This is a genomic window from Lysinibacillus sp. NPDC096212 (genome assembly GCF_044763105.1).
In the GTDB taxonomy this organism is placed as follows: Bacteria; Bacillota; Bacilli; order Bacillales_A; family Planococcaceae; genus Lysinibacillus.
Genome location: NZ_JBIWFQ010000031.1, coordinates 1 through 16,136, shown reverse-complemented (window position 1 = coordinate 16,136; position 16,136 = coordinate 1). Strand labels below are relative to the sequence as shown.

The following is a 16,136-nucleotide window of genomic DNA, read 5'->3' as shown; positions in this document are numbered from 1 at the left end:
AATAAGTGGAAAAAATCAATTATGCCTCAGCAAATGTTTGTTTGCTGAAATAAATTAAACGTTTGTTGGTTGTTTTTCGTATGGGTTTGAAAGATCCATACCTTCCAATGAAAGACCCATAGCTTTTGCTACACCTTCACCATATGCTGGATCAGCTAAATAGCAGTGCAGGATATGACGACGTTTGATGAACTCTTCAACTGGTGCCATATCATTAGCAGTATTTTCGAATAGGCGTTGTTGTTCTTCGGCAGTCATTAGGCGGAATAATTTACCCGGCTGCTCGAAGTAGTTGTTGTCGTCTTCACGGAAGTCGTGGATACCGGCATTACCGTCAATACGTAATTCAGGCTCTTTATAGTCTAAATTATGCTCCCATTCACCATAGCTATTTGGTTCATAGCCCAAAGTTGAACCAAGATTGCCATCGAAACGCATAGCACCGTCGCGGTGGAACGTACGGAATGGACATTTTGGTGCATTTACAGGAAGCGCGTAGTGGTTCACACCTAAACGGTAGCGTTGTGCATCTGCATACGCAAAGATACGAGCTTGTAACATTTTGTCTGGCGAGAAGCTAATACCAGGGATAATGTTAGATGGTGCAAAGGCAGCTTGCTCAACTTCCGCGAAGTAGTTGTCCGCATTTTTGTTTAACTCGAATTCACCCACAGGAATTAATGGGAAGTCTTTTTTATACCATACTTTTGTTAAATCAAATGGGTTATATGGTAACTCACGAGCTTGTTCCTCTGTCATTACTTGAATGTACATTTTCCATTTAGGGAAATCGCCTTTTTCAATTGCCTCATATAGATCGCGTTGTGAAGATTCGCGGTCGTTACTGATTACTTCAGCAGCCTCAGCACCAGTGAAGTTTTTAATGTCTTGCTCTGTACGGAAGTGGAATTTAACCCATACGCGCTCATTTTCAGCATTAATAAAGCTATAAGTGTGAGAACCGAAACCATGCATATTGCGGTATCCAGTCGGAATACCACGGTCAGACATAACAATTGTTACTTGGTGAAGCGCCTCTGGTAATGAAGTCCAGAAATCCCAGTTTGAATTAGCGTTTTTCATATTTGTGCGTGGGTCGCGTTTTACCACGTGGTTTAAATCTGTGAAGTGTAAAGGATCACGGAAGAAGAATACAGGTGTGTTGTTACCAACTAAATCCCAGTTACCTTCTTCAGTATAGAACTTAAGTGCGAAGCCACGAATATCGCGCTCAGCATCCGCTGCACCACGCTCACCTGCAACTGTTGAGAAGCGTGCAAACATCTCAGTCTTTTTTCCAACTTCTGAGAAGATTTTTGCTTTTGTATATTTAGTAATATCATGCGTTACAGTGAGAGTACCGAATGCACCTGAACCTTTAGCGTGCATACGACGTTCAGGAATAACTTCACGGTTGAAGTTCGCTAATTTTTCAATTAGCCATACATCCTGAAGTAATAGAGGACCACGAGGACCTGCTGACATAGAATCGTGGTTGCTTACTACTGGAGCACCACCTGCTGTTGTAAAACGACGGCTACGATTATTTTCATTTGTCATATTAGTTTACCTCCTAAGAAAAATTGTGAGTCAAACTCTTCATCAATAACTATAACAAACGCAAACTAGAATTGCTAGTAAATTATAATCATTATTGTTAAAGAATTTTTATAGTAATATATAAATTATAAATATATGCTAGACTTAAAAGGATTATGATTAACCTTTACCACTAATTTAGGTTTTTTAAACATTTTCGAGAATTACTTAAAAATAAGTTATGAAGAAGAGGGAGCTTAAGAATAAAAGAAATTAAAATGAACTCCTTTGTTTATTTATTCTTATTGAAAATAGGATATGATAATTGAAAATAATACTTGATTGCAGTGAAGGCTTGGCCACCTCTTGATAATCAGATATCGATGTGATCTCGCGAAGATAAAGCCTTCATCTCCGCTACGCTTACGCACAAGTTCCCAGTTAGAACAAAATCAACTCCATGTTACTTAATGAAACTTTAAGCTTTTCGATAACGATGAGGAGTAATTCCGATGTGTTGTTTGAAAATTTTAATGAAGTAATTCGAATCATCAAAACCATTTAAATAGGCAATTTCACTAATAGCAAAATCCGTTTCTACAAGCATTTTTGTGGCATTTTGAATTCGGACCTGCTGTAGGTAGCGTTTCAATGGCAAGCCTTGCTTCTTTGAAAAAATCGTACTTAAATAATTAGGGCTAATCCCTAATTTATGAGCAACGTAAGGTAAAGATAACCCGCTATCCTGAAATTGTTGGTCGATAATTTCTATGGCCAGTTCTACATAGTCAGCCCGTTTTTCCATTCGTGCTTCACGAGCTAATTCAATTAGTCTTTGTGTAAATGATATGATGCCATTTAGAATGGTATAAAATATTGGATATTCAATAATTAAATGAAAAAGCTGACGATAATTTTGCTCAATTGCAGCTTTCTCATGTAATTTATACTTCAGCATAAAGCGCCTAATTTGCGCCAAAACACTCGTTAGATGAATACGTAAATCATCTTGCTTGTAATAAATTCCTTCATTAGATAGTCGATATAAAAATGTTTTGACGGCTTCGATATTCCCGTCCTCTAAGCTACTTATTAGCAATTGCTGCTCTTCAGGTGTTAGTAATGGATCGAATGGCTGTGTCTCCAATTGTTTGCTCGCATAAAAAATATGCCCATAGCCTTCGTAAAAGCTTTGATGAAGTGCGCGTTTCGTTAAGGTATACATATTCTTCATGGTGGTCGACTCTCCATCATAAACTCCGATATTTAAAGAACTATTATTTGTTAATCGCCATTCCTTCATTAATGTACGAACATCCTTCTCTAAATCATTTGTTTGGAATAAACATACGATTTTTTCCGATAAAGGATAAATCCTCATACTAGAATAAATAGGCGTTTGCTGAAGCCAGTTGTATAGTTTGTTAAACATTTCGGAATGCTCAGGCTCGATCATTGCGAAATGTGTATTTGACTCTAGGGAACTTGTTTTACTATCTAAAAATAGTTGATAGTAAAAGGATTCATCTGTAGTTTCTTGATACGCTGCTTCTGCTTTTGGTGTCCGAAGGGAAATCGCAGTGAGCTTTTGCTTTAATACTTCTAAATCAATTGGTTTGACGAAAAGATGTGCGACCTGTAGATCGATTGCTTTTAATGCATTTTTAAACAATGGCTCTGTCGTCATAGCTAATATAGTCCCTGAATGTTTTTGTAAAGCACGATAAAGCGCAGTTAAACGATTATTCGAGAATAGGTCGATATTGAGTAGTATCACCTCAGGCTCGAATTGCTGGATACTTTGAAGTGCCTCATTAATAGTTGTACCTATTTCAATAGTTACATCTCCGGGAAAATATGTATGTAAAAACCAACGAATACCTGAGAGATCAGTGGAGTCCCTGTCAATAAGTAACAATTTCATAACTGTAATCCCCTTAAAATTATCTAGTTTCGTAAAAAAGTACTGTTATATTATTAAAATAACAAAAATTCTGAAATAATTCATGTTTTCTCTTTTAAAATTCCCTATTTTCTGAAAAAAGTAGTTAGTACAATGTAGTTAGTGTAATTGTTATTTATCTTTTATAGTGATCGCGAAATTGATTAAAAGCATTTTTACATAGCTTTAAGGGAACAGGGGGATGTCAGTATGAAGTCTATTATCGAGCTCGATGGCAAGACATTAACAAGACAGCAAATAGGGGGAATTGTAAATGGCCTTGCTACGGTTGCGCTATCTGCAGACAGTGTGGAGCGTATCCGTTTAAGTAGGGAGCGAATTGAAAAACGCTTAGCTGAGGGCCAAACCATTTATGGTGTGAATACAGGCTTTGGAAAGCTAAGTAATATAAAGATTGAAGAGGAAGACATTGAGCTTTTACAGTTGAATTTATTACGCTCAGATGCAACAGGTGTTGGTGTACCGTTCCCGACAGATGTTGTACGTGCCATGATGGTTTTACGTGCCAATGCTCTAGCGCGTGGTTTTTCAGGTATTCGTCTGGAAACCGTGCAACTGTTATTGGATTTGATCAATAAGGGCGTACATCCGATTGTACCGTCTCAAGGTTCAGTTGGAGCAAGCGGAGATTTAGCGCCGTTGTCACATTTGGCTTTAGTGCTAGTAGGTGAAGGTAAGGCGGAGTTTAATGGAGAGGTTATGAGCGGCAGTGCGGCGTTACAGCAAGCTGGGCTAACGCCTGTCCGACTACAAGCTAAGGAAGGGCTAGCGCTTGTTAATGGTACACAAGCAATGACAGGTATTGGGGTTTTAACAGTGAACGAGGCAGAGCGTATTGGGCTAGCGGCAGATATGGCAGCAAGTTTAACGCTGGAGTCACTGAAGGGTATTACTTCCGCATTTGATCCATCGCTTTTGGCGGTAAGACCACACCCGGAATTAGAGCTTGTTGGTGGACGAATCCGTAAGTGGCTTGATGGAAGTAAACGTGTGACAAAGCAAGGTGAAATCCGCATGCAGGATGCCTATTCACTACGTTGCATTCCGCAAGTACATGGTGCTTCATGGCAGTCATTTTTCTATGCGGAGGACCGTGTGCAAATTGAAATGAATGCAACGACAGATAATCCGATTGTTTTAGAAAATGGAGAAGTATTGTCTGGTGGGCATTTCCACGGTCAACCAATTGCATTAGCCATGGACTTTTTAAAAGTTGGTGTATGTGAGTGGGCTAATATTTCAGAGAGACGTACAGAACGCATGGTAAATCCGCAGCTTAACGAAGGTTTACCACCATTTTTAGCGACAAATCCTGGTATTGAATGTGGACTAATGATCGCTCAATATACAGCAGCTTCTATCGTATCTGAAAACAAAGTATTGGCACATCCTTCAAGCGTAGATTCTATACCGACATCAGGTAACCAAGAGGATCATGTGAGCATGGGTACAACATCGGCCCGCCAAGTACGTCAAATCGTACACAATGCTGCTCGTGTCATTGCGATAGAAATGATTTGTGCTTCGCAGGCTATCCATTTAGACAAGGCAGAAGAGCAGTTATCTCCAACGACGCGAAAGTTTTTAGAAAAAGTGCGCGAATTTTGCCCGCCGTTGTTAGCGGATCAGCCAATTGGTGATGAAATTGAAGCGCTTTCAGAGTATTTATTAACGAGTGATGTTCTGTTGAATGAGTATGTGTAAACCATAAGACGTTAACTTCCTAGAAGAAAATCTAAAAAATGCTTCAGCTTGGTCGGGTGATGTGGATTTCTTTCAAAAAGAGCACTTGCATGGGGGGATAGGATGGAAATTCAACAACAAGAGCTGAGGCAAGACTCGGATTTTCGAGTCTCCTCTGCTTTCAAGATGATTATCTGCAGCTTAGTCGGAATATTTAGTTTTTTTATCTCGTTTGAATGGCAAGGTAAGAATACAATTTTAATTGATCACATTGTGAACTTTATCCGTGCCGAAGCACCACTGCTTGTAACTGCATATGTACTCATAATGCTGGTAGGTGGAGCGATTCATCCATTCCTTACTAAGAAATGGAATAAGTCAATCGTCAATATCGTGATGTCAATCTTTAAAGTGGGCGGTATGATTGCGGGGATTATGTTAATTTTCAATGTAGCTCCTGCATGGTTAGCGGATGAAAGTATCGGCCCGTATTTACTGGAGAAGCTTGTTAAGCCAGTAGGGATTCTAATTCCAATCGGATCTTTGTTTTTAGCACTTCTAGTAAGCTATGGGTTGCTTGAGTATATCGGTGTTTTAACACAACCGTTTATGAAGCCTATTTTTAAAACGCCGGGACGTTCAGCAGTGGATGCTGTTGCCTCGTTTGTCGGTAGTTATTCGGTTGGGTTACTGTTAACGAACCGTGTATATATGGAAGGTCGCTACACAGCAAAGGAAGCCGCGATTATTGCAACGGGTTTCTCGACTGTTTCTGCAACGTTTATGGTTGTCATTGCAAGTACGCTGGATATTATGCAGCATTGGAATGCGTTTTTCTGGGTGTCTCTCGTTGTAACATTCGTGGTCACTGCGTTAACGGCGCGTATTTATCCACTTCGTTCGATGAAGGATGAGTACTACAAGGGCACGACGCCGATGCCAGAAAAGATTGTTAAGAAGGACCGTTTTAAAGAAGCATGGCGTCAAGCGATGGATGCAGTTGAGCAAAATCCGCCGTTATCTAAAATTTTATGGATGAATTTAAAGGATGGCTTCATCATGGCGATGGGTGTTATTCCGTCGATTCTATCAATTGGTTTGCTAGGGCTTGTACTTGCAACATATACACCGATTTTTGATTGGCTTTCGTATATTTTTGTACCATTCACATATTTGTTACAAGTTCCAGAACCGTATTTAGCTGCAAAAGCGCTGTCATTATCATTAGCAGAAGTATTTTTACCAGCGCTTGTTGTCACACAAGCAACACTTGTAACGAAATTTATTGTGGCGGTCGTATCGATATCGGCAATTTTGTTCTTTTCGGCCGTTATACCACTTATTTTATCATCTGAAATTCCATTGACATTGCGCCAAATTATACTTATTTGGTTTGAACGTGTCGTATTAACGTTAATCATCGTAACGCCAATAGCATTTTTACTATTTTAAAGGAGCGTGTTTTTTATGGTAGTCAAAACAAATATTCGTGCACCACGTGGAAATGAATTATCTTGTAAAGGTTGGACGCAAGAAGCTGCAATGCGTATGTTAATGAACAATCTAGATCCTGAAGTAGCAGAAAATCCAGACGAGCTAATCGTCTATGGTGGAATCGGTAAAGCGGCGCGTAATTGGGAGAGCTATGAGCAAATTATTGCGTCATTAAAAGAATTAGAGAATGATGAAACACTTCTGATTCAATCAGGGAAACCAGTAGCTGTATTCCGTACGCATGAACATGCACCACGTGTATTAATTGCGAATTCTAATTTAGTACCGTCGTGGGCGAATTGGGAGCATTTCTATGAGTTAGAGGACCGTGATTTAATGATGTACGGTCAAATGACAGCTGGTAGCTGGATTTATATTGGCGCACAAGGCATTTTACAAGGAACGTATTTATCATTCGTAGAGGCCGGTAAAAAAGTATTCGGCACAGCGGATTTACGTGGTAAGTTCATCCTTACAGGTGGTATGGGTGGTATGAGTGGTGCTCAGCCTTTAGCGGGGAAAATGGCTGGCGCTGTCATTTTAGTAGTCGAAGTAGAGCGTGCTCGAATTGAACGTAAAATAAAAGAGGGCTACTGTGATTACCTTGTGGAAACGGTAGATGAAGCGATTGAATTGGTTAATAAACTACGTGATAAAAAAGAGCCTGCGTCAATTGGTCTTGTTGGCAACTGTGCAGATGTTAATCGTGAGCTATTGAACCGAGGAATTATCCCTGATTTTGTTACTGACCAAACATCTGCCCATGATCCAATCAATGGCTATGTTCCAAATGGTTTGACGTTTGAGGAAGCACTTGAACTGCGTAAAAGTGACGTAAAAACATATGAGCGAAGAGCAAAAGAGACGATGGCTGAGCATGTTCGTACAATGCTTGAATTCCAACAGGCAGGTGCAGAAGTATTTGATTACGGTAATAATATTCGTGCTTATGCGAAAGAGATAGGTGTAACGAATGCCTTTGATTTCCCTGGTTTTGTTCCGGCGTATATTCGTCCTTTATTCTGTGAGGGGAAAGGTCCATTCCGTTGGGCTGCGCTTTCGGGTGACCCTGAGGACATTTATAAAACAGATGCACTTGCCAAAGAAATGTTTGCTGAAGATGAAGGTCTTGTGAATTGGATTGATATGGCGCAAAAAATGGTTAAATGGCAGGGGTTACCGGCACGAATTTGCTGGTTAGGCTATGGTGATCGTCATCGTTTTGCATTGAAGGTTAATGAAATGGTTGCCAATGGTGAGCTTTCAGGACCGATTGTCTTTGGTCGAGATCATCTAGACTCAGGTTCAGTTGCATCGCCAAATCGTGAAACAGAGGGTATGATGGATGGCTCTGACGCAGTATCAGATTGGCCAATTCTAAATGCACTTGTTAATACAGCAAGTGGTGCCAGTTGGGTAAGTGTGCATCACGGTGGTGGTGTAGGTATGGGTTATTCTCAGCATGCTGGCCAAGTGCTAGTAGCGGATGGTTCTGAGCTAGCCGCAGAGAAGATTGCACGAGTGTTAATTTCGGATCCAGGAATGGGTGTTGTGCGTCACGCAGATGCGGGTTATGAAATTGCTATTAATACAGCAAAGAACAAAGGTGTGCGTATACCAATGTTAAAGGATGATGCGAAGTGACAATTTTAATCAAAAACGCCGATGAAGTGATCACGTTAAAAAGTGCCGTACAAGGTCCTCGTACAAAGGAACAAATGCGTGACATCGCAGTAGTGGAAAATGGCAGTGTTTTAATGGAGGGCAATAGCATTATAGCGGTAGGGTCAATTGCACAACTAGAAGCGGATTTTCCTGATCTAGTAAAGGTGGCTGAGGTTATTGACGCCTCGGGTAAGATTGTTATGCCGGGTCTCGTCGATTGCCATACGCATTTAGTTCATGGCGGTACACGTGAGCAGGAGTTTAATATGCGACTCAATGGTGCCACATACATGGAAATTATGAATGCGGGTGGCGGGATTCATGCCACAACAAACCGGACACGAGAAACTAGCTTTGGTGATTTATATGGAAAAACGATGAATCATTTAGATGTGTTTTTAAAGCATGGTGTTACAACGGTTGAGGCAAAATCAGGCTATGGTTTAGATTGGGAAACTGAAAAGAAACAGCTTGAGGTAGCTAAGGAATTACAAGCTACACATGACATTGATGTCGTTAGTACCTTTATGGGGGCGCATGCGGTGCCGCGTGACTTTAAGGGACGTGAGGATGAATTTGTCGATGTAGTCATTCATGACATGCTGCCGAAAGTAGCTGAGCTAAACCTTGCCGAATTCAATGATGTATTTTGTGAAAAAGGTGTATTTACGCCAGAGCAATCACGACGCATTTTAGAGGCCGGGAAAGCGTTAGGGTTAACACCGAAAATTCATGCAGATGAAATTGAGCCTTATAAGGGAGCAGAGCTTGCTGCGGAAGTAGGGGCAATTTCGGCGGAGCATTTACTAGTCGCTTCTGATGAGGGTATACAAAAAATGGCTGAAGCCGGCACGATTGCGGTATTGCTACCTGGAACAGCATTCTTCCTACGTGCGCCATTTGCAAGGGGACGCCTAATGATTGATGAAGGGGTACCTGTAGCCATTTCAACTGACTTTAACCCTGGCTCATCCCCAACGCTGAGTCTGCCATTTATCATGAATTTAGCTTGTATGCATATGGGGATGACATTAGAGGAAGTGTTAACGGCGACAACTATTAATGCAGCATATGCACTTAACCGTGGACATCAAATCGGCTCTCTTGAAGCAGGCAAACAAGCTGATGTCATTGTATTGGATGTTGCCAACTACAAGCAGTTACAATATTTCTATGGCATGAATCATACGAATACTGTCATTAAAAATGGGCGAGTTGTCGTACAGGATGGAATTCTTTTGAAAAATCAACTAGTAAATTAAATAATATGAAAGGCATAAACAAGGCAGAAATGCTTTGTTTATGCTTTTTTTATGGAAAGCTGTTCTTCTTACTCTTTTTATAAAAGAGTTGAAATTGTTAATTGGAAAAGTTATCATGTTATTAAATAGTAATTCGGGAATTACGAATTACATGTGTTGATTTATAGAAAACTAAATGGGGTAGTGATCAAATCTAGGAGTTGTATAAAGTCGTCGCATCACGCTTTATCGCAAAACATTGAATTAAAGGAGTTTTATTAAAATGACAAAATATCGTTCACAAGAAGAAGTTCTGGCGAATTATGATTCTTCTAAATATATAACACCTGATGGGTATACGTCAGATATCGCAATTTTTACAATAACATCAGAAAAAGTAGAGGAAAAAGCACCTCCGATGATGACGCTTAAAATCATGTTGATTAAACGGGCTGAAAAAGATCATGAAGGAAATCCAAATATCGAAGGTGGGAAATGGGCGCTTCCAGGTGGATTTGTAGATGCGACAAAAAGGGAAACTGCCTATATGGCTGCTAAAAGAGAATTGAAAGAGGAAACGAATGTAGATGGTCTACACGTTAAGCACTTCGGTGTCTACGATGACATAGATCGTGATCCTCGAGGCTGGATGATTTCAAATGCCTTTTATGCAATCGTTCCGGAAGTATACATTGACCAGCGTCAAGCCAATGATGATGCCGCAGAAGTGGAGTTATTCGATATAAATGAAGTGTTCAAACTCGAATTAGCCTTTGATCATCGAAAAATTATTTCAGACGCTTTAGAATTTATTAAGAAAGATATGATACAAACAACGGTTGCTAAAAACTTTTTAGCAAAAGAATTTACTTTATCGGAACTGCAGAGGGTTTTATTGACAGTGGGAGATGATCCACGCATTTCAAATGATTCTGTGTTCTTTACAAAAGCACCCAAGTTACCTTTTATTGAAAAAGTATTAGATGAAGAAGGTAAACCGAAGAAAACAAAAAGGAATTCGTTTAGACCGTCGCAATTATATACTTTTAATGACTTCGAAATCGTAGAGTCAATTTATCATTAGGAAAGCACTTGTCTTTCCTGATAATTTTTCAATATAGTAATTTGTAATTATGCAATTACAAATTAAAAAAGTGGAGTGATGGAAATATGCCAAAACGTGCATTGATTAATATTGATTATACAGTGGATTTTGTAGCACCAGATGGAGCTTTAACTTGCGGAAAACCGGGGCAACTATTGGAAGAGGTAAATATACAATTAACAAAGGAATTTATCTCAAACGTTGATTTTCTAGTTTTTGCCATTGATGTTCATGAAAAAGATGATAGCTATCATCCGGAAGCAAAGCTTTTTCCTCCTCATAATATAAGAGGTACAAAGGGGAGGGAACTATATGGTTCCTTAAAAGAACTATATGAAGAAAATAAAGAGTTAGATCATGTCTACTACTTGGATAAAACAAGATATTCTGCTTTTGCAGGTACGGATTTAGAGATTAAATTGCGCGGAAGAGGCATTACTGAACTGCATTTAATAGGTGTATGTACGGATATTTGCATTCTTCATACAGCGGTAGATGCCTATAATAAAGGATTTAACATAGTTATTCATAAAAATGCAGTGGCATCTTTTAATCAAGCAGGGCATGAGTGGGCGTTAGGACATTTCGAGCATTCTCTCGGAGCTACTATTATGTAAATGGAGGAAGATGAAATGAAATATGCAGATGATAGTTTAATGTTGCACACAGACTTATATCAAATAAATATGGTAGAAACTTACTGGAATGATAGTACTCAAAATAGAACAGCGGTTTTTGAACTGTACTTTCGACAGCTTCCGTTCGGTAATGGCTATGCGATATTCGCAGGCTTAAAAAAGATAATGGAGTTTATCAAAAACTTTGGTTTTTCTAATAGTGATATTCAATATTTACGCGAGGAAGGAAAATACTCAGAGGAATTTCTTAAATACCTTCAAAGTCTAAAATTTACAGGCACTATTTCTGCAATGAAGGAAGGTGAACTGGTATTTGCAAATGAACCTATTTTACGAATTGAAGCCCCGTTGGCAGAAGCTCAATTAATGGAGACACCTTTATTGAATATCGTTAATTACCAAACTCTTATTGCAACGAAGGCTTCACGCATTAAACAAGTGATTGGAAAGGATGTAGCGATGGAGTTTGGTACTCGTCGAGCGCATGAATTTGATGCAGCGATTTGGGGAACTCGTGCAGCGTATATTGGTGGATTTTCTGCAACTAGCAATGTCAGAGCTGGAAAATTATTTGGCATCCCTGTCTCAGGTACTCATGCGCATGCCATGATACAGGCATATCGTGACGAATACACTGCATTTACAAAGTATGCAAATACGCATAAAGATTGCGTTTTTTTAGTAGATACGTATGATACGTTGCGTTCAGGAGTTCCTAACGCAATTCGGGTCGCGAAGGAATTTGGAGATAAAATCAATTTTGTAGGAATCCGGCTGGACAGTGGAGACTTAGCGTATCTGTCAAAAAGAGCAAGGGAAATGCTAGATGAAGCTGGCTTCACTGAAGCGGAAATTATAGCATCTAATGATTTGGATGAATACACGATTATAAATTTGAAGTCACAAGGGGCTAAAGTTGATACATGGGGAATAGGAACTAAGCTTATTACAGCCTACGATCAAGCGGCGCTTGGGGGCGTATACAAATTAGTATCTATTGAAGATGAAACCGGAAAAATGGTCGATACCATCAAAATTTCCGGAAATCCTGAAAAAGTAACGACCCCGGGCCGCAAGCGTGTCTATCGAATTATAAATACAGACAATGGTCATGCTGAAGGAGATTATATTGCGTTGGACTACGAAAACCCACAGGAGGAAAAACGCTTGAAAATGTTTCACCCTGTTCATACTTATATCAGTAAATTTGTGACTAATTTTACAGCGAAAGAATTACATCAAGACATTGTTGTAAATGGTTCTATTCTTTACAAAGAACCAACACTTCAAGAAATTCAAGCATATGTAGAAGAAAATTTACATCTACTATGGAGTGAGTATAAACGAACAATGAATCCAGAAGAGTATCCGGTCGATTTAAGTCAAGCGTGCTGGGATAACAAAATGACAAGAATTAAAGAAATTAAAGAAAAAGTCACGAAGATGATGAATGGGAGAAACTAATAGAGACGAGGAATGGAGGGGTAGGGAATGGCGAAAATAGGGATTTACGGATCATCCTTTGATCCAATTACAAATGTTCATCTTTGGACCGCGAGCACAGTCGCGCATCGTTGCAAATTAGATAAAGTAATTTTTTTACCTTGTTCAAATAAACGAAAGGACAAGGAAATAACAACGGAGAATTCTCATCGATGGAATATGCTACAGCTGGCTATTGCAAAGGATGAGCGTTTTATTGCAGATTCATATGAAATGGAGCAAGAAGGCTGGAACATTTACACATATGATACGATGAAATATTTTAGAGAACAACACCCGAATGATGAAATTCATTTTATTATGGGAGCCGATTTATTAGTGGATATTGGAGCAGGATTGTGGAAAAAAGGAGAAGCGTTAGTAGCTGAGAATAAATTTATTATAATGGCAAGGCATGGAATCGATATGTTATCAACAATTAGTCGCTCTCCGATATTGAGGAATCATGATGATGGAAGATTTCATTTGATTGACAAAGGCTTAGCGATGGAAATTAGCTCTACCTATATTCGAGAAGAATTCGCAATGGGCGGTGAACCAAAATATCTACTGCCCAACGCTTGTTATGACTATATTAAAGAGCATAATCTTTATCAAAAATAGTCTAGTTTGGCCGATACACGATAGTAGAGCCTGGAGTGAGCAAATAGGGGAACGAAGGCTAAATGCATCACGTCCTGTGATAACGCCTTCGTGACCAACATCATGTTGGCCCAAGCGGCTCATCGGACGCCCCCCAGGAAGCTTTGCTCTGTGCGAAAACGAAGCGTCAGCAACAAATGTTTTCTGTAGCGAAAGCGAAGCGTCAGCTACAAAGCACCCAGCCGGAACGGAAATCAACCTCGCGCTATGGTGAGGAGTCTTTTATTTTGTAAAGATGGTGAACTTTCTCATATATCGTTTTGGGTAAGATATAATGAATCTAAATGGTAAACGTGCAAGGTGCTGCAATTACAAAAGGTTTTATGTATCACCTAGCACAATGATTAATGTTAGAAAGGAATTCATAGATGTGCAGCTTACATTAACATTTCTTATTTTAGGAGCGACAATTTTTGCATTTGTGACGAATAAAGTACGAGCAGATCTCGTTGCGATTGTGTCACTTTTAGCATTTGTCATTACAGATATTTTAACACCAGCAGAGGCACTAGCTGGTTTTTCGAACTCTGTAGTTTTAATGATTGCGGGGTTATTTGTTGTGGGCGCAGGAATTTTGCGAACTGGACTTGCAGGGGTGGCAGGACGATTATTGTTGAAATGGTCAGGTGATAGTGAGCTGAAATTATTTGTGTTATTGCTCATTATTGTAGGGACGGTAGGTGCCTTTATGAGTAACACAGGTACTGTAGCTTTAATGATGCCGATCGTTGTTAGTATTGCGATTAGTATGAAGGAAAGTCCGTCAAAATTCTTGCTACCACTTTCTTATGTCGCGAGTCTTTCAGGGCTTATGACTTTAATTGCTTCACCAACAAATTTAATTGTCAGTCAGTTATTAGTAGATCGTGGCTATAATAAGCTTGGATTTTTCGAAGTGACGCCCATCGGTATTGTAGGGATGATTGTTGGTATTACCTATTTAGTACTTGTGCGAAATAAACTATTACCAAATGATAAGAACCGTTCACAAACAAAAGCTGACTATAAACTATCACCGAAGAAAATTATTAAGCAATATGATTTAAATAATCATTTGTTTAAAGTGTTTGTGCCCGAGGGTTCGCCGATTATTGATGCAACATTAGCAGAATTAAAGCTTCCGGCCAAATATACGCTTTGTATGATGAAAATTCACCGCCGATCTCAAGAAGGCATTAATTTTTTACCGATGACATATCAGGAAATGGCAGGTCCGACAAGTGTGATACATGCCAAAGATGAATTGTATGTCCAAGGTGAGGAAGAGAATATTCGTCGTTTTGCTGCAGATTATAGTCTAGAGATGCAGGAATTGGCTGAAGGAGAGGCTGATGATTTGGTATCGAAGCATCTTGGTATTGCTGAGGTATTATTAACGCCAAATTCCAGCTTTATTAATAAGACTGTTAGCGCCCTAGGCTTCCGAGAAAAATATAATCTAAATATAATTGGCATTAATCGTAGAGGTGGCTATAAACTTCAGGATATGGTGACACATAAATTGAAATTTGGAGATGCCATTTTAGTACAAGGTGCTTGGGATGAGATTTTATTACTGGCAAGGGAAACGCAGGATGTCGTTGTTGTGGGTCAGCCAAAGGAGCATGCGAGTGTAGCTGCAGCCACGGGGAAAGCAGGTATTGCTGGTGTCATTATGCTTTTAATGATTGTGTTAATGGCTTTTGAAATTTTCCCTGCTGTTATTTCCGTTATGATTGGTGCCGTATTGATGATATTAACAGGTTGTTTGCGTAATATGGAAGATGCGTATAGCAATATGAATTTTGAAAGTATTGTGCTTGTAGCTGCAATGCTTCCAATGGCGACTGCATTGGAGAAAACAGGTGGTATGGTTATTTTATCCGATGGTATCATTAATGCACTTGGAGATTATGGACCGTATGGAGTACTAGTTGGCGTATATATTTTAACAGTTATTTTTGGACAGTTTATTAGTAATACGGCGACTGCTGTCTTGTTCGCGCCAATTGCTATGAATGCCGCGATTGCAATGGAGGCAAGTCCAACGACATTTATGATTGCTGTTGCTGTAGCAGCAAGTATGGCGTTTGTTACTCCGATTGCTTCCCCAACAAATGCGCTAGTTATGACTGCTGGCGGTTATAAGTTTATGGACTTTGTGAAGATTGGAATTCCACTACAGATTATTATGTTTATTGTTATGATGCTGGCAATCCCATTTTTCTTTCCATTTTAAAAACTCGGTTTCTATACCGAGTTTTTTTTGTTGATTTTTTATGGAATCTATTAATTTCTTATTGAAGATTATGATAAAATTCTATTTTAGATACCAATAAAAAGTTAAATTGACTTGAGAAGAAGAGTCTAATGATAATTTTTTTCGTAAGTATATAAATAGGAAGTTTTTCGATGAAATGAAAAAGTATTAATTTATATTAGAAAAAGTATTGACCTTTTTAAATTAAGAGAGTAGTATTATACGAGTCGCTAAGATAACTTAGAAACAACAATTAAATCAAATAAATTAGTTGTTGACATCGAGTTTGCGACGTGATATTATATAAGAGTTGCTGCTGAGAAAACAGCAACGAAATGAACCTTGAAAACTGAACAAGCAAAACGTAATCAATAAAGTTTTTAGTAACTAACTTCGAGTTAGTGAACGAAACAAAATTTTGGAC

The 16,136-nt window shown here is 39.1% G+C and carries 11 protein-coding genes; 9 read left to right on the top strand and 2 right to left on the bottom strand.

What is annotated here, in order from left to right; translation table 11 throughout:
* Window positions 1-54 precede the first annotated feature (54 nt).
* Together ACIQ7T_RS23130 and ACIQ7T_RS23125 are read right to left on the bottom strand one after the other, a co-directional pair.
* Complete coding sequence (locus tag ACIQ7T_RS23130; protein WP_370079674.1) at window positions 55-1,560, bottom strand: catalase; 1,506 nt, start codon at window positions 1,558-1,560, stop codon at window positions 55-57.
* A 457-nt stretch (window positions 1,561-2,017) separates the two neighbouring features.
* Complete coding sequence (locus ACIQ7T_RS23125) at window positions 2,018-3,463, bottom strand: helix-turn-helix domain-containing protein (protein WP_370079676.1); 1,446 nt, start codon at window positions 3,461-3,463, stop codon at window positions 2,018-2,020.
* Window positions 3,464-3,691: 228 nt separating this feature from the next.
* Between ACIQ7T_RS23125 and hutH the strand changes: the two genes are divergently transcribed.
* The 9 genes from hutH (at window position 3,692) to ACIQ7T_RS23080 (ending at window position 15,691) form a co-directional block, all read left to right on the top strand.
* Window positions 3,692-5,206 carry a histidine ammonia-lyase gene (gene hutH / locus ACIQ7T_RS23120; protein WP_370079678.1) on the top strand — a complete coding sequence of 505 codons (1,515 nt, stop codon included), beginning with the start codon at window positions 3,692-3,694 and terminating at the stop codon, window positions 5,204-5,206.
* A gap of 102 nt (window positions 5,207-5,308) precedes the next feature.
* On the top strand, window positions 5,309-6,637 hold the full coding sequence (locus ACIQ7T_RS23115) for a YjiH family protein (protein ID WP_370079680.1): 1,329 nt from the start codon (window positions 5,309-5,311) through the stop codon (window positions 6,635-6,637).
* 15 nt (window positions 6,638-6,652) lie between these two features.
* Window positions 6,653-8,323, top strand: a complete 1,671-nt coding sequence (gene hutU, locus ACIQ7T_RS23110; protein WP_402873898.1) for a urocanate hydratase — start codon at window positions 6,653-6,655, stop codon at window positions 8,321-8,323.
* The gene (gene hutI / locus ACIQ7T_RS23105) at window positions 8,320-9,606 is read left to right on the top strand and encodes an imidazolonepropionase (protein WP_370079684.1); all 1,287 of its coding nucleotides are present in this window, start codon (window positions 8,320-8,322) and stop codon (window positions 9,604-9,606) included. Before hutU ends, hutI begins: the two co-directional genes overlap by 4 nt.
* 262 nt (window positions 9,607-9,868) lie before the next feature.
* Window positions 9,869-10,669, top strand: coding sequence for an NUDIX domain-containing protein (locus tag ACIQ7T_RS23100; protein WP_370079686.1), 801 nt, complete (start codon window positions 9,869-9,871; stop codon window positions 10,667-10,669).
* A gap of 86 nt (window positions 10,670-10,755) precedes the next feature.
* Complete coding sequence (locus tag ACIQ7T_RS23095; RefSeq protein ID WP_370079688.1) at window positions 10,756-11,307, top strand: cysteine hydrolase family protein; 552 nt, start codon at window positions 10,756-10,758, stop codon at window positions 11,305-11,307.
* A gap of 15 nt (window positions 11,308-11,322) precedes the next feature.
* Entirely contained in the window at window positions 11,323-12,792 is a 1,470-nt protein-coding gene (locus ACIQ7T_RS23090; protein WP_370079690.1) for a nicotinate phosphoribosyltransferase, read from the top strand.
* A 27-nt stretch (window positions 12,793-12,819) separates the two neighbouring features.
* Window positions 12,820-13,434, top strand: coding sequence for a nicotinate-nucleotide adenylyltransferase (nadD, locus tag ACIQ7T_RS23085; RefSeq protein ID WP_370079692.1), 615 nt, complete (start codon window positions 12,820-12,822; stop codon window positions 13,432-13,434).
* Between the two features lie 403 nt (window positions 13,435-13,837).
* Complete coding sequence (locus tag ACIQ7T_RS23080; RefSeq protein WP_370079699.1) at window positions 13,838-15,691, top strand: SLC13 family permease; 1,854 nt, start codon at window positions 13,838-13,840, stop codon at window positions 15,689-15,691.
* Window positions 15,692-16,136 lie beyond the last annotated feature (445 nt).

Excerpts from the sequence above, each read along its gene's own strand:
- ACIQ7T_RS23125 (WP_370079676.1), bottom strand. The coding sequence starts at position 3,463 with ATGAAATTGTTACTTATTGACAGGGACTCCACTGATCTCTCAGGTATT.
- hutU (WP_402873898.1), top strand. The coding sequence starts at position 6,653 with ATGGTAGTCAAAACAAATATTCGTGCACCACGTGGAAATGAATTATCT.
- ACIQ7T_RS23090 (WP_370079690.1), top strand. The coding sequence starts at position 11,323 with ATGAAATATGCAGATGATAGTTTAATGTTGCACACAGACTTATATCAA.
- ACIQ7T_RS23115 (WP_370079680.1), top strand. The coding sequence starts at position 5,309 with ATGGAAATTCAACAACAAGAGCTGAGGCAAGACTCGGATTTTCGAGTC.
- ACIQ7T_RS23095 (WP_370079688.1), top strand. The coding sequence starts at position 10,756 with ATGCCAAAACGTGCATTGATTAATATTGATTATACAGTGGATTTTGTA.
- ACIQ7T_RS23130 (WP_370079674.1), bottom strand. The coding sequence starts at position 1,560 with ATGACAAATGAAAATAATCGTAGCCGTCGTTTTACAACAGCAGGTGGT.
- ACIQ7T_RS23100 (WP_370079686.1), top strand. The coding sequence starts at position 9,869 with ATGACAAAATATCGTTCACAAGAAGAAGTTCTGGCGAATTATGATTCT.
- hutH (WP_370079678.1), top strand. The coding sequence starts at position 3,692 with ATGAAGTCTATTATCGAGCTCGATGGCAAGACATTAACAAGACAGCAA.
- nadD (WP_370079692.1), top strand. The coding sequence starts at position 12,820 with ATGGCGAAAATAGGGATTTACGGATCATCCTTTGATCCAATTACAAAT.